Raw genomic sequence first — 14720 nt, 5'->3', positions numbered from 1 at the left:
GTCATCTGACTAAGATATGGTGGGTGATGACGGGCTCGAACCGCCGACCCCCTCCTTGTAAGGGAGATGCTCTACCAACTGAGCTAATCACCCATATCTTATCTCTTGTTCACTGCGGGCCATCTTTAAACCTTCTAAAGAGTGGTGGGTGATGACGGGCTCGAACCGCCGACCCCCTCCTTGTAAGGGAGATGCTCTACCAACTGAGCTAATCACCCCCGCTGTGTGGAGTCGCATTATAGGGATCCTTCAAAGTGAGTCAACGGTTTTTAAAACTTAAATGTGCGTTCGCTTTAAAAATAATCATCGTGGGGCGCTTTTCGCCAATGTGCTGGTTTTATTAGCAGAAAAGCGCACAGCAAACCGGGATGCCACCGCGACAATCATTGAGGAATCAGCCTCACCTGCTAGAATGTGCGCACTGTTTTTTCGCGTTAACCCGTTTTTTTGTCATCCAGACAATGAAACCTGCGCATTTAAGGCAATGCTGAATGAAAATCAAAACTCGCTTCGCACCCAGCCCAACGGGCTATCTGCACGTAGGCGGTGCTCGTACTGCTCTTTACTCCTGGCTTTATGCTCGCCATAACAAAGGCGAATTCGTTCTGCGTATCGAAGATACCGATCTGGAGCGTTCCACACCGGAAGCCATTGAAGCCATCATGGATGGTATGAACTGGCTGAGCCTTAACTGGGATGAAGGTCCGTATTATCAGACCAAGCGTTTTGATCGCTACAACGCGGTGATCGACGACATGCTGGAAGCGGGCACGGCCTATAAATGCTACTGCAGCAAAGAACGTCTCGATGCGCTGCGTGAAGAGCAGATGGAAAAAGGCGAAAAACCGCGTTATGACGGTCGCTGCCGCGACAGCCATGAACATCACGCCGCTGATGAGCCGTGCGTGGTGCGCTTCCGCAACCCGCAGGACGGTTCTGTCATCTTTGACGATCAGATTCGTGGTCCGATTGAATTCAGTAATCAGGAACTGGATGACCTGATCATTCGTCGTACCGACGGTTCACCCACCTATAACTTCTGTGTGGTGGTGGATGACTGGGATATGGGCATCACTCACGTGATTCGTGGTGAAGACCATATCAACAACACGCCACGCCAGATCAATATCCTGAAAGCGATCGGTGCAGAAGTGCCAACTTACGCGCACGTATCAATGATCCTCGGCGATGACAGTAAGAAGTTGTCCAAACGTCATGGCGCTGTTGGCGTGATGCAGTATCGTGATGACGGTTATTTGCCGGAAGCGCTGCTCAACTATCTGGTACGTCTTGGCTGGTCACATGGCGATCAGGAGATTTTCAGCGTGCCGGAAATGGCAGAGCTGTTCACTCTGGATGCCGTGAGTAAGTCGGCCAGTGCTTTCAATACTGAAAAACTGCAGTGGCTAAATCATCACTACATTAATACGCTGCCGCCGGAGTACGTTGCTACGCAGCTGCAATGGCATATTGAGCAGCAGAAGATTGATACCCGCACCGGTCCGGAGTTGGCAAAGCTGGTTACCTTACTGGGCGAGCGTTGCAAAACCCTGGTAGAGATTGCGGCATCTTGCCGTTACTTCTATGAAGAGTTTGAAGCCTTTGATGCTGACGCGGCGAAGAAGCATCTGCGTCCGGTCGCGCGTCAGCCGCTGGAAGTGGTGCGCGACAAACTGGCTGCAATCAGCGACAGCAACTGGAACGCAGAGAATGTGCATCATGCAATTCAGTCTGCGGCAGATGAGCTGGAGCTGGGGATGGGCAAAGTCGGTATGCCACTGCGTGTAGCGGTGACCGGTTCTGGTCAGTCACCGGCGCTGGATGTGACGGTGGAAGCGATTGGTCGCAGCCGCAGCGTTGCGCGAATCGAAAAAGCGCTGGCATTCATCGCGGAGCGCGAAGCAAACGCATAATGTGAAAAAGCCGGAAGCATCTGCTTCCGGCTTATTTATTCTTCCTGAATCCCCAGACGTTCCAGTACGCCTCGAATTCCCTCCCGCAACAACAACGCCGCAAATTGCTCTTGCTCCGCTGCCGTCATTTGCTGGACAGAATTTATTAATAACGCAGGTAACGTATTTTGTTGTGCACCGTAATTAGCCGCCGGTTCGTTCGCGTGGCGGGTGGATTGAACAAAGCTCTTTACGCGCTCATCTATATGGATCAATCGCGCTTTACCGCCCTGAACACCGGGCTTTGGCGTGGTTGTCCAGTTTTCACGCTTGATCCATTTATTCACCGTTTGCCGACTGTAGCCCGTTTCCTGCGCGAGCTCCTCGGGGGTAAGCCATTCCTTTTTCACGATGCTGTCCCTGTTAAATACATTAGTTCTACATATTACAACAAAACGTAACGGGGAAAAGTAACCTGAACAGAAAATGCCTTCTGCTCTCCAACAAAAGGCAAAATTCGGTTATTGCGCCTGGCTCACTGCGGGTTGTTCCGGACGGAAAGCGATGAAATAGGTGAGGCCAACAAAAACTGCACCGCCCACGCCGTTACCGAGGAACACCGCGATCACGTTTGGCGCAAATTCCGCCCAGCTCATCTGGCCGGCAAAAATTGCCGCCGGAACAATAAACATGTTTGCGACGACGTGCTGGAAGCCAATCGCCACGAACGCCATCACCGGGAACCACATACCGAAGATTTTACCTACTACATCTTTACTGGCGAAGGCGAGCCATACCGCCAGACACACCAGCCAGTTGCAGCCCACGCCGGAAATAAAGGCATGCAGGAAATCGGCATTCACTTTTGCGTGCGCAATCGCCACGGTTTTTTTCAGGTAATCGCCTTCGGTCATGCCCAGCATGTGACCAAAGAACCATGCAACCGCAACGCTGCCAATGAAATTGGCGAGGGTAACCCAAAACCAGTTACGCAAAACGCTGAAGCCACTGATGCGACGAGCGAACCAGGCGATGGGCATCGTCATCATATTGCCGGTCAGCAGCTCACCGCCCGCCAGTACCGTCATGATCAACCCGACCGGGAACACCGCAGCGCCGAGTAGCACGCCGAATGAACCCCATTCAGCAGGCAGTTGGTTAATGACATGCAGATCGAGCAGGAAGCCAGTGGCGATAAACGCACCGGCCATAAAGCCAAGAATCAACAAGGTTGAGATAGGCAGGCGGCTTTTAGCCACGCCAGCTTGAATCGCCAGTTGGGCGATCTCTTTAGGTGTATGCAGCGACATAGTTCACTTTTCTTTTATGGATTAATGGGGACGTTGCTGGCCGGTCATTGAGAGAACACCCTGGTAGGATGACCGGTTAATTAGCGCGCTAAGTTTTACACGCACTTTTAACGAAAACAAGACTGCTTCTAACATCTTTAACCTAAAGTTAACGCTGGGTTGAGGTTGGAGTGGGGAAGCATTGCCGGAGGTTGCATATAAATAGTCGCGCAGCGGGATGGCGTGTTGAAAAAAAAACCATGCTGACGCGGGGTTGACGCCTTTTTCAGCGATCAAACACAGAACGAGAATTTGACGTTGACACTCAAGGGGCGGTTTCATATTATCCCGTCCGTCGAGTTTACTCGGCAGTTTTTCGGTTCGGGGGTATAGCTCAGCTGGGAGAGCGCTTGCATGGCATGCAAGAGGTCAGCGGTTCGATCCCGCTTATCTCCACCAAACCGCTCCCAACGGTTTGACCGAAAAATGATTTCCAGATGTGGGGGTATAGCTCAGCTGGGAGAGCGCTTGCATGGCATGCAAGAGGTCAGCGGTTCGATCCCGCTTATCTCCACCAAATCTCTGTTCTTTCTGAACACATTCAAAAAAATCACCTTCTTAAACGCAACGCAATAAATTGCGATTTTGTCGTTTGAAGGGCCGCCATTTTGGCGACCTCATCACTCACCACGCAAATTATCATCAGGCCGTAACAGCCTGCGGCTGCAATTGCAGCACCCGGAAACCGTGCGTGCCATCGCGATCCAGCTGCGCCACTAAACCGTATTCCCAGTCCAGATACGCCTGCATCACGCCCGCTTCAATATCGGTGCCTTCATATGGGCGGCGATAGCGATCAATGGCCGGGGACAACAGTTGCTGCTCTCCCTGCTCCGTTGGCAAACCCGCTTCGCGCCAGGCAGCGTTACCGCCCTCCAGCACAAACACCGGCTTGCCGGTCAGCTCAGCCACTTGTTGCACCGCAAAACCCGCTAGCAGGCTGCTGCCGCAGGTCAGAACATAGCGACGTGCCTCCGGCAACAATGCTTTGCCTTGCTGCTGCAGGGTAGAGCGCAGCAACCAGGCCGCGCCCGGAATATGGCTGTTGAGATGGTTCGCGCGCGTGGTGAAATCCAGTACCTGCGTTTGTCCTTCCTGCAACCATTCCGCTAACTGCTGCGGTGAGATGAATTCGGGTTGAGCGACGGGCGGCACCTGCGCTTTCCAGTTACCGCGTTCACTGAAATCACTGGCCTGCAGCTCCTCCAGCACCGAAACCTGCCAGCCAAGCTGCGCCAGCCAGGATGCGGTCATATTGGCACGCACGCCGTCATCATCAATTAGCACAATGCGCGCACCGCGCACGCTGGCGTAATGATCGGTCTCCTGCACCAGTTGACCTCCCGGCACATGGCGGCTACCAGGCAGATGCCCGGCGGCGTATTCGTCGGCATCACGCACATCAAACAGATAAGTGGTGCGCGTCTCCTGCTGCCAGCGTTTCAGCGTGGCGAGTGGGATACGTTCCACACCGGCGCGATCGGCGATGATGCGCGCATTGTTCGCCGCCTGATGCTGTGCGGTTTCGCTGGCCTCGCCGTAGCGGCGCGACTGGCCTTTATCCAGCGCATGCCCGGCCAGCGTCCAGCCGATGGTACCATTACGCAGTGCGAACACCGGATTGCGAATCCCGGCGTTCACCAGCGATTGCGTACCAATGATACTGCGCGTGCGGCCGGCGCAGTTCACTATCACCGTGGTCTCCGGCGATGGCGCGATGTCACGTACGCGCAGCACCAGTTCACCGCCCGGCACACTGGTGGCGCCTGGAATACTCATGGTTTGATATTCATCGAAACGACGCGCATCGAGCACCACCACGTTAGCATCGCTGTTAATCAGCTGATGCACCTCGTCCGCAGATAAAGAAGGTGTGTGATTGTGATGCTCAACCAGTTCGCCAAACGCTTTGCTGGGTGAATTCACGTCGATAAACAGTTCGCCGCCCGCCGCTTGCCAGCCGGCCAAATCATCTGCCAGCAGCGCGACATTGCTGTAACCCAGCGCGGCAATCCGTTCGGCAGCGGTTTGCGCCAGGCCTTCGTTACCGTCATACAGCGTGATCGCGGTGGTGCGCTGCGGAATGCGGTCCAGCAGCTCAAGCTCCAGTTTTGACAGTGGAATATTCACGGCAAACAACGGATGCGCGGTGGCAAACAGCGCTTCATCGCGCACATCGACAATCGCCACTTCCTGCTGCTGACGCAGGGCCTCAATAATTTCCGCCGCCTGGCGTAAAGGGAAAACCGGGTTAGTCATGTGAAAGGTCCCAAATGTTCGGTAAGTAACGGTTGCTGTAACCGGAGATAAACGTTTTTTCACTGCCGTCTTCGCGGTAGACCGCGCGTTTGACCGCGCCAATGTTGGCGCCATAAACGTGAATGCTGATGGAGACGCGGTCGTCATAGGCGTTGCTGACGCGATGAATATCGCCTACCGTCGGCGACACCGCTTCAACGCTGCCGGGATCGAGTCGGACTGGCGCGCCTTCCGGCTGCAATCCGTTTGGCCCCGGCTGCCAGGATTGTGAAATCTCTGCGCCGCGCAGCATGCCAATCAGTCCCCATACGCGATGGTCGTGAATCGGCGTTTGCTGGCCTGGCCCCCAGACGAAACTCACCACCGAAAAGCGCTGCTGCGCATCGGCATACAACAAATATTGTTGATAGTGTTCGGGATGAGGTTGGGTAAAGGCGTCGTCCAGCCAGTCGTCGTGGCGAATCAACTCGCCAAGCCACGCGCTGCCACGTTGCAACACCGTGGCCTCCTCCGGCTGCGCATCCAGCAAGTTGGCAAGATTGGCGACAAAATCACGCAGGCGCTGGTGCTGATACTGCCTCATAAGCTTCAGGCGCTCCTTTTCTCGGCGGCTGAGAGCGCATCGACTTTCTCGCGCGTCAGCGGAATCAGCTCGCGACCATATTCCACCGCATCGTTAAGCGGATCGAAGCCGCGAATCAGCACGCTATGAATGCCAAGGCGATAATATTCCAGCAGTGCATCAGAAACTTGCTCCGGCGTTCCCACCAGCGCAGTGGAGTTGTAGCCGCCCTGAACCAGCTTTGCGACGCCGGTCCACAGCACTTTATCCAGACGATCGCCTTCATTGGCGGCGGCGAGTAAACGCTGCGCGCCAACGCTCTGCGGCTTCGCCTTACCAAAGGCAAAGCCACTTTCGTTAAGCTGTTTTTCGGCCGTGGCGCGGATGTGCTCCGCACGTTCCCAGGCTTCTTTTTCAGTTGTACCAAGAATCGGCCGGAACGAGATGTTGAAGTTAATTTCGCGGCCCTGTCTGGCGGCAGCGACACGCACGTTGCGTACCGTCTCTTCCGCGCCTTTCAGCGGCTCGCCCCACAGCGCAAACACATCGGCATGGCGTGCTGCAACATCAATCGCCTCCTGCGACGATCCGCCAAAATAGATGGGCAGTTTATTCTGCAGCGGTTTGATGGCTGAGAACGCCTGCTCGGCCTGATAAAACCGGCCTTGATGATCGTACGGCTGCGCGGATTCGAGACTCTGCTTCAATACGGTGAGGAACTCATCGCTACGCGCATAGCGCTCGGCTTTATTGAGGAAGTCACCGTCGCGGCGCTGCTCGGCATCGCTGCCGCCGCTGATGATGTGCACCGCTAAGCGACCGTCGGTGAGGTGATCAAGCGAAGCCAGTTTGCGCGCCGCCAGCGTCGGCGAGACAAAGCCGGGACGATGCGCCAGCAAAAATTTCAGCGTCGAGGTGTGCGCCGCCGCGTGCGCGGTGACCAGAAAACCATCCGGCTGATCCGACCAATAGCCCACCAGAATGCGATCAAAACCGGCGTCTTCGTGCGCCCGCGCAAAACGCGCAATGTACTCTTTATCGAATAGCGGGCCGCTAGCCGGAATGATTTCGGAAGCGAGGCGGTGGCCAATCATGCCAAGGAATTGAATGCTCATGCGGTTCTCCTGAAGTGACGTCATGGAGAAAAACTACGGGCGCAGGCGGTGTGAACGGAAATTCAATATTGTGCAAAGGTTTTGCATTTAACAGTGAAGCGGGTGATAGCGGGGGAAAAGCGGAAGCGACGCGGATTAGAACCGATGGAAATAATTAAGAAGAGAAGGGCGAGCCGCAGCTCGCCCCGTATATCAGAAGGCCAATACCAGACCAGCGATAGCGGCTGACAGCACGCTCACCAGCGTTGAACCGTACAGCAGTTTCAGGCCGAAGCGTGAAACCACGTTACCTTGCTCTTCGTGCAGACCTTTAATCGCGCCCGCCACAATCCCGATAGAGGAGAAGTTAGCAAAGGAGACCAGGAACACAGAAAGAATACCTTCCGAGTGTGGCGACAGCTGACCGGCGATTTTCTGCAGATCCATCATTGCCACGAATTCGTTGGAAACCAGTTTGGTGGCCATGATGCTGCCTACTTGCAGCGCTTCGTGTGAAGGAACGCCCATCACCCACGCAAATGGATAGAACACATAACCCAGCACGCCCTGGAAGCTGATGCCGAAAATCAGATCGAACAGCGCGTTCAGACCGGTAATCAAGGCGATAAAACCAATCAGCATTGCGGCAACAATCATCGCAACTTTAAAACCGGCGAGGATGTATTCGCCCAGCATTTCGAAGAAGCTCTGGCCTTTATGCAGGTCCTGCAATTGCAGATCTTCTTCACTATCCACGCGGTACGGGTTAATAAGCGACAGCACAATAAAGGTGCTGAACATGTTCAATACCAGCGCGGCCACCACATATTTTGGCTGCAGCATGGTCATGTAGGCGCCGACAATCGACATCGAAACCGTCGACATGGCAGTCGCTGCCATAGTGTACATACGGCGCTGTGACATTTTGCCAAGGATATCTTTATAGGCGATGAAGTTTTCTGACTGTCCCAAAATCAGAGAGCTCACGGCGTTAAAGGATTCCAATTTGCCCATACCGTTTACTTTGGACAGCACGGTACCAATGCCGCGAATCACCCACGGCAAGATGCGGAAATGCTGCAAAATACCGATTAACGCAGAGATGAAAATGATGGGGCAAAGCACGTTGAGGAAGAAGAAAGCGAGACCTTTTTCGCTCATATTGCCAAACACGAAGTTGGTGCCTTCGGCGGCATATTTGAGCAGATGATCAAAGAATCCTGCGAAGCCCTGCACAAAGCCGAGACCGATGGAGGAGTTCAGGAAGAACCAGGCCAGCAGAATTTCGATTACCAGAAGTTGAACGATATAACGAAGACGGATGCTTTTACGATCGTGGCTGACCAGCAAGGCCAGCACCGCTACCACCACTAGTGCTAAAAGAAAATGCAAAACATGGGACATGTCGGCTCCAAATTTGAGGAGGGTTGTATTTTGTTGCGTATTCTATGTAACGCGTTACTTAAAAACGAGATCAAAACCACATTATAAGTATTCGCTATCGCGTTTTTTCTCGGATAAGTCTGACCGCTCACAACCCTATTACAAATTCATCACAAGAAATATCCACAAAAACATTGTCTATAAAATAACCCAAGAGTAGAGTCTTTTGCGTTGCACTTGTTTTTAGCAAGAACTGACTTTACCGCAATGTATAGCAATGGCTATACTTTATAGCACCATCTATTACTACAATAACTATAACCAAATTTCATCTGCCTTGAATGACCCTTAATCTGGACAGGTCAACAAGCATTAGGACAGGGTAAAACTATGCTAGAAAGCCGCACCGCCGAGCGCGCCGCTCGCGGAGCCAGAAAGATCAAACTCGCGCTGCTGGGCCCCGCCTTTATTGCGGCGATTGGCTACATCGATCCCGGCAACTTCGCGACCAACATTCAGGCCGGCGCCGCCTACGGCTACAAGCTGTTATGGGTGGTGGTGTGGGCCAACGTCATGGCGATGCTGATCCAGCTGATGTCCGCCAAACTGGGCATTGCTACTGGCAAAAATCTTGCAGAACACATCCGCGATCGCTTCCCGCGCCCGGCGGTGTGGTTCTATTGGGTGCAGGCGGAAATCATCGCCATGGCCACCGATCTCGCTGAATTTATCGGCGCGGCGCTCGGCTTCAAGCTATTACTTGGCATTTCCCTGCTGCAGGGTGCGGTGTTAACCGGTATCGCGACCTACCTGATTCTGATGCTGCAAAGTCGCGGGCAGAAGCCGCTGGAACTGGTGATTGGCGGTCTGCTGCTGTTTGTAGCGGCGGCTTATATTGTGGAGCTGTTTTTCTCCCAGCCCAAAGTGAGTGAGCTGGTGGTTGGCATGGCGCTGCCATCGCTGCCAACATCGGATGCGGTATTCCTCGCTGCTGGTGTGTTAGGCGCCACCATTATGCCGCACGTGATTTATCTGCACTCGGCGCTGACGCAGCACGGCAATAAAGGCAGCAAGGCGCAACGTTACAGTTCAACCAAGCTGGATGTGGCTATCGCCATGACCATCGCTGGCTTTGTGAATCTGGCGATGATGGCCACCGCCGCCGCGGCGTTTCACTTTAGCGGTCACTCCAGCATCGTCGATCTCGATCAGGCATACCTAACGCTGCAACCGCTGTTGGGTGAAGCGGCAGCAATTGTGTTTGGTTTGAGTCTGGTGGCTGCCGGTCTCTCCTCAACCGTGGTTGGCACGCTGGCGGGACAAGTGGTGATGCAGGGCTTTATCCGTTTCCACATTCCGCTGTGGTTCCGCCGCACCATCACCATGTTGCCTTCCTTCATAGTGATTTGGGCGGGCTGGGATCCCACGCGCATCCTGGTAATGAGTCAGGTGCTGTTGAGTTTCGGTATCGCGCTGGCGCTGATTCCGCTGCTCTCCTTTACCGGCAACCGCGAATTGATGGGCGATGAGATGGTGAACTCGCGCCTGATGCAAAATGCCGGGCGGCTGATTGTGGTGCTGGTGATCGCCCTCAATCTCTATTTGCTGGTCGGCGAAGCGCTCGGTTGGTAACTGCCAAAGAAAAGAAAAATCCCGCCATTGTGCGGGATTTTATGTTTAGTGATGATGGTGATCGTGGTGACCTCGACGATCATCATGGCGATGATCGTGGCGGTGATGTTCACGACGTTCACGCTCATGCCAGCGGCGTTCGCGCTCACGTTCATAGGCGCGATGACGTTTCCACTCTTCGTGACGCCACCAGCGATGATCATTGTACTGATAACGATCGTTCCACCAGCGCGGCTCGCGCCAGCGCCCCCCGTCCCAGTAATTACCGTGACGATCGCGATCGCCGAGATGCAGCGTAACGCCCGGACCCAAATTGATGGTGGCGCTGTCGGCTTGTGCTGTGCTGATAGCCAATGGGGATAAGGTTGCCAGCAAGGCGGCAAACAAAATGGCACGTTTCATAACTTCTCCTTTTCAGTAGCTTATAACTGCCACCGTTGCGCTAGTTTGCCACATCGGACCAGGGAAGCCTTGAGAATCCGTCTGAAAACGCTGAGGGAAATCTGAAATGAGAATTTTCTGCTGCGGAAAACGCCCGACCAATGCCGGGCGGTAAACGTTTACACTAGGATATTGTGGATAGCGTCGATCTCATCCTGGCTTAGTTCCGGCTGGCTCAACATCTCAACCGCATCATCAATTTGCGCGGTTTTACTGGCGCCAATCAGCACCGAGGTAACACGCGCATCGCGCAACACCCAGCTCAGCGCCATCTGCGCCAGCTTCTGGCCGCGCTGTTGGGCAATCGCCTGCAGCTGACGCACTTTTTCCATCTTCTCTTGCGTCAGCTGGTTTTCATTCAGGAACTTGCTGCCGCTGGCGATGCGCGAGTCTTGTGGAATACCCTGCAAATAGCGGTCGGTTAACACGCCACCCGCCAGCGGCGAGAAGGCGATGCAACCAACGCCGTTGTCGCCCAGCACATCCAGTAAACCCTGCTCAGGCATACGTTCAAACATCGAATAACGCGGCTGGTGGATCAGGCAAGGCGTGCCGAGGTCGCGCAGAATCGCAATCGCTTCGGCAGCTTTGTCTGCCGGATAGTTGGAGATGGCGGCATACAGCGCTTTGCCCTGACGCACCACCTGATCCAGCGCACGCATGGTCTCTTCCAGCGGCGTTTCGGGATCGGGGCGGTGATGATAGAAGATATCAACGTACTCCAATCCCATGCGCTTCAGGCTTTGATCGAGACTGGAAATCAGATACTTGCGCGAACCCCAATCGCCGTATGGGCCGTCCCACATGGTGTAACCGGCTTTAGTTGAAATCACCAGCTCGTCACGCAGTCCCTGAAAATCCTCGCGCAGAATGCGACCAAAGTTGGATTCCGCCGATCCCGGCGGCGGGCCGTAATTATTGGCGAGATCGAAATGGGTAATGCCGCGCTCAAAGGCATGGCGCAGCAGTTCACGGCTGTTATCGACGCGCGTACTGTCGCCAAAGTTATGCCACAAACCCAGTGAAATCGCCGGTAACTTCAGGCCGCTACGGCCACTGCGGCGGTATTGCATTTGTTGATAACGTTCGGGATGGGGAAAAGCACTCATGCAGCGTTCCTGTCTCATAGGGGAGAAAGTGACATCAGCATATCAGTGTATGCGTTTACACTAAGGCGAAACGCGCCGAAGATCGCAACTTACAGAATTATCTGTCGTCGTAACGAATGCTTGCCACAAATCACCACGCCACGATGATGAATATCTCGCCAATTCAGCCACATCGCTAATACTCCTGATTATCCCCTTAACAAGGAGCTGTCGATGAAAAACCCGAACGTTGGCGATTATTTACTGCACCGATTACAGCAAGCTGGCATCCGTCATCTGTTCGGCGTGCCCGGCGATTACAACCTGCAATTTCTCGACAGCGTGATTGCGCATCCCGACATTGCCTGGGTTGGCTGTGCCAATGAACTGAATGCGGCGTATGCGGCGGATGGTTACGGGCGCTGCAACGGTGCGGCGGCACTGCTGACCACCTTTGGCGTCGGCGAGCTAAGCGCGATTAACGGCATCGCCGGCAGCTATGCCGAATATGTGCCGGTGATTCATATCGTTGGCGCGCCCGCCAGTCAGGCGCAACAGCAGGGCGATTGTGTGCACCATTCGCTGGGCGACGGCGATTTTGGTCACTTCCTGCGTATGGCGCAGGAAGTAAGTGTGGCATCGGCGGTGCTGACGGCGGAAAACGCAGTGACTGAGATTGATCGCGTTATCAGCGAGGCGCTAACGCAACATCGTCCCGGCTATTTATTGCTGGCGGTGGATGTGGCGGCGGCTGAGATTTCGCTACCAGAGGAAAAAGCCACAGCCGCAGATAACCATCAGCAGGTTGCCGTGGCCTTTGCCGATGCGGCAGAACGCTTGCTGGCACCAGCACAGCGCGTGGCGCTGTTGGCCGATTTCCTGGCCTCACGCTGGCAGTTGCAGCCACAGCTTGAGGTGTTGCGCCAGCTGCGTGCGATTCCTGCCGCCACCTTGTTGATGGGCAAGGGCGTGCTGAACGAGCAGCAGCCGGGCTTCGTCGGTACGTACGCCGCGCAAGGCGGCAGCGATGCGGTGCGTCAGGCCATCGAAGATACCGACGTTACGCTGTGCATCGGCGTGCGGTTTACCGACACCTTAACCGCCGGCTTCACACAAAATCTGCCCGCCGAGCGCGCGATCGATCTGCAGCCGTTTCAGGCCACGGTCGCTGGCGAGGTGTTTGCGCCGTTGAGCATGCAGCAGGCGCTGGCGGCGCTGACGCCGATTTATCAGCGTCACTGCGCGCACTGGCGGCTGGCAGATGCGCCTGAGTGCGAGGAAAGTGAGCAAATTGCTGCGGCGGTAATCAGTCAGCAGGCATTCTGGCAGGCGATGCAGCGCTTCCTGCAACCCGGTGATATTATCCTTGCCGATCAAGGTACTGCGGCCTTTGGTGCGGCGGCGCTGCGTTTACCGCAGGATGCGCAACTGCTGGTGCAACCGCTGTGGGGATCGATTGGCTATACTTTACCCGCCACTTTTGGTGCGCAAACCGCGCAGCCAGATCGGCGGGTCATCCTGATCATTGGCGATGGCTCTGCGCAGCTGACGATTCAGGAGTTAAGTTCGATGCTACGCGACGGCCAGCAGCCGATTATCTTCTTGATTAATAACGATGGTTATACCGTTGAGCGCGCGATTCACGGTGCTGAGCAACGTTACAATGATATCGCGCAATGGAACTGGACCGTGCTACCGCAGGCGCTGAGCCAGCACTGTGCGGCGCAAAGCTGGCGCGTCAGCGAAACGGTGCAACTCGACGCGGTGATGGAACAATTAATGCGGAATCGACGTCTGTCGCTGGTGGAAGTGGTGATGGACAAACAGGACTTGCCGCCGCTGCTGCGTAAGGTCACCGCCGCACTGCATCAGCGTAATAGTGGCTAAATTTCGGAAAGTTGCCGCTGGGAAGTCGGGCAGGTGATCGGTAGGCTGTGCAGCATCTTTGAATGGATTACGCCCATCGTGCAGGTGGGCGTTGTTGTTTTATTGGCAGGCTTTTATAGTGTCCTGCAATTGTTTATGACCCAAGCGGAGCAGCAGAAGAATGACAACATACGCCCTGGTCGGCGATGTGGGCGGTACCAATGCCCGTCTCGCATTGTGTGAGGTAGAAAACGGCGCTATCTCGCAAGCCCAAACTTTCTCAACATCAGACTACGACAATCTCGAAGCGGTGATTCGCCACTATCTGGACGAGCAAAAACAGGACATTAAGCACGCCTGTATCGCCATTGCCTGTCCGATTACCGGCGATTGGGTGGAGATGACCAACCACGATTGGGCGTTCTCGACCAAAGTGATGAAAGAGCATCTGGCGCTGGAAAGCCTGGAAATCATCAATGATTTCACCGCCGTTTCGATGGCGATTCCGATGCTGAGCGAACAGGAAGTGATTCAGTTCGGCGGTAGAGCGCCGGTTGAAGGCAAGCCTATCGCGATTTATGGTGCGGGTACCGGCCTCGGCGTCAGCCATTTAGTGCACGTGGATAAGCGCTGGATCAGCTTGCCGGGCGAGGGCGGTCACGTTGACTTCGCGCCAAATAGCGAAGAAGAGGGTGAAATTCTCGAAGTGCTGCGCGCGGAGATTGGCCACGTTTCGGCGGAACGCGTGCTGTCCGGTGCCGGTTTGGTCAATCTGTATCGCGCCATCGTGAAGTCTGATGAGCGTGAGCCAGAAAACCTCAAGCCTAAAGATGTTACCGAACGCGCATTAAAAGATACCTGCATTGATTGCCGTCGCGCGCTGTCGCTGTTCTGCGTGATTATGGGCCGTTTTGGCGGCAACCTGGCGCTGAATCTGGGCACCTTCGGCGGCGTTTATATCGCGGGCGGTATTGTGCCGCGCTTCCTCGATTTCTTTAAAGCCTCCGGTTTCCGCGCGGCATTTGAAGATAAAGGTCGCTTCCGCGATTACCTGGTCGATATTCCGGTATATATGATTACTCACGATCAGCCGGGCTTACTCGGCGCCGGTGCGCACTTGCGTCAGGTGTTGGGCCGCGAGCTGTAAGCATGCA

General features: G+C 54.9%; 12 protein-coding genes and 4 tRNA genes. 6 read left to right on the top strand and 10 right to left on the bottom strand.

The window, feature by feature from the left end; translation table 11 throughout:
* Positions 1-17 precede the first annotated feature (17 nt).
* A tRNA-Val gene (locus tag K5Y33_RS09440) sits at positions 18-93 on the bottom strand.
* Positions 94-142: 49 nt separating this feature from the next.
* A tRNA-Val gene (locus K5Y33_RS09435) sits at positions 143-218 on the bottom strand.
* 273 nt (positions 219-491) lie between these two features.
* On the opposite strand from K5Y33_RS09435, the gene gltX reads away from it, so the two are divergent.
* Entirely contained in the window at positions 492-1913 is a 1422-nt protein-coding gene (gene gltX / locus K5Y33_RS09430; RefSeq protein ID WP_101763585.1) for a glutamate--tRNA ligase, read from the top strand.
* Between the two features lie 35 nt (positions 1914-1948).
* Here the strand turns inward: gltX and K5Y33_RS09425 are convergent, their stop codons facing one another.
* The gene (locus tag K5Y33_RS09425) at positions 1949-2302 is read right to left on the bottom strand and encodes a YfeC-like transcriptional regulator (protein ID WP_110866524.1); all 354 of its coding nucleotides are present in this window, start codon (positions 2300-2302) and stop codon (positions 1949-1951) included.
* Positions 2303-2413: 111 nt separating this feature from the next.
* Positions 2414-3202: a formate/nitrite transporter family protein gene (locus tag K5Y33_RS09420; RefSeq protein ID WP_222233765.1), complete on the bottom strand. Its 789-nt coding sequence runs from the start codon at positions 3200-3202 to the stop codon at positions 2414-2416.
* A gap of 362 nt (positions 3203-3564) precedes the next feature.
* Between K5Y33_RS09420 and K5Y33_RS09415 the strand changes: the two genes are divergently transcribed.
* Positions 3565-3640, top strand: a tRNA-Ala gene (locus K5Y33_RS09415).
* Between the two features lie 42 nt (positions 3641-3682).
* Positions 3683-3758 (top strand) — tRNA-Ala (locus K5Y33_RS09410).
* A 125-nt stretch (positions 3759-3883) separates the two neighbouring features.
* Here the strand turns inward: K5Y33_RS09410 and K5Y33_RS09405 are convergent.
* The 4 genes from K5Y33_RS09405 to K5Y33_RS09390 all read right to left on the bottom strand — a co-directional run bounded on the left by K5Y33_RS09405 (position 3884) and on the right by K5Y33_RS09390 (position 8560).
* Positions 3884-5500, bottom strand: coding sequence for a rhodanese homology domain-containing protein (locus K5Y33_RS09405; RefSeq protein WP_222233764.1), 1617 nt, complete (start codon positions 5498-5500; stop codon positions 3884-3886).
* Entirely contained in the window at positions 5493-6083 is a 591-nt protein-coding gene (locus tag K5Y33_RS09400; RefSeq protein ID WP_222233763.1) for a cysteine dioxygenase, read from the bottom strand. The genes K5Y33_RS09405 and K5Y33_RS09400 overlap by 8 nt, the downstream gene beginning before the upstream one ends.
* A gap of 5 nt (positions 6084-6088) precedes the next feature.
* Positions 6089-7177 (bottom strand): LLM class flavin-dependent oxidoreductase, encoded by a 1089-nt coding sequence (locus K5Y33_RS09395; protein ID WP_222233762.1) that lies wholly within the window; start codon positions 7175-7177, stop codon positions 6089-6091.
* A gap of 192 nt (positions 7178-7369) precedes the next feature.
* Positions 7370-8560 carry a NupC/NupG family nucleoside CNT transporter gene (locus K5Y33_RS09390; protein WP_101763591.1) on the bottom strand — a complete coding sequence of 397 codons (1191 nt, stop codon included), beginning with the start codon at positions 8558-8560 and terminating at the stop codon, positions 7370-7372.
* A 369-nt stretch (positions 8561-8929) separates the two neighbouring features.
* On the opposite strand from K5Y33_RS09390, the gene K5Y33_RS09385 reads away from it, so the two are divergent.
* Positions 8930-10171, top strand: coding sequence for an Nramp family divalent metal transporter (locus K5Y33_RS09385; protein WP_008101352.1), 1242 nt, complete (start codon positions 8930-8932; stop codon positions 10169-10171).
* A gap of 45 nt (positions 10172-10216) precedes the next feature.
* Here the strand turns inward: K5Y33_RS09385 and K5Y33_RS09380 are convergent, their stop codons facing one another.
* Together K5Y33_RS09380 and mgrA are read right to left on the bottom strand one after the other, a co-directional pair.
* On the bottom strand, positions 10217-10573 hold the full coding sequence (locus tag K5Y33_RS09380) for a DUF2502 domain-containing protein (protein WP_101763592.1): 357 nt from the start codon (positions 10571-10573) through the stop codon (positions 10217-10219).
* Between the two features lie 158 nt (positions 10574-10731).
* On the bottom strand, positions 10732-11721 hold the full coding sequence (gene mgrA / locus K5Y33_RS09375) for an L-glyceraldehyde 3-phosphate reductase (protein WP_222233761.1): 990 nt from the start codon (positions 11719-11721) through the stop codon (positions 10732-10734).
* Positions 11722-11934: 213 nt separating this feature from the next.
* On the opposite strand from mgrA, the gene K5Y33_RS09370 reads away from it, so the two are divergent.
* On the top strand, positions 11935-13587 hold the full coding sequence (locus tag K5Y33_RS09370) for an alpha-keto acid decarboxylase family protein (RefSeq protein ID WP_222233760.1): 1653 nt from the start codon (positions 11935-11937) through the stop codon (positions 13585-13587).
* Between the two features lie 160 nt (positions 13588-13747).
* Complete coding sequence (glk, locus tag K5Y33_RS09365; RefSeq protein ID WP_101763595.1) at positions 13748-14713, top strand: glucokinase; 966 nt, start codon at positions 13748-13750, stop codon at positions 14711-14713.
* Positions 14714-14720: the final 7 nt, after the last annotated feature.

The sequence above is a fragment of the Pantoea sp. DY-17 genome, from assembly GCF_019795975.1.
Classification (GTDB): Bacteria; Pseudomonadota; Gammaproteobacteria; order Enterobacterales; family Enterobacteriaceae; genus Pantoea; species Pantoea leporis.
This window is presented reverse-complemented; position numbering and strand designations above follow the sequence as displayed.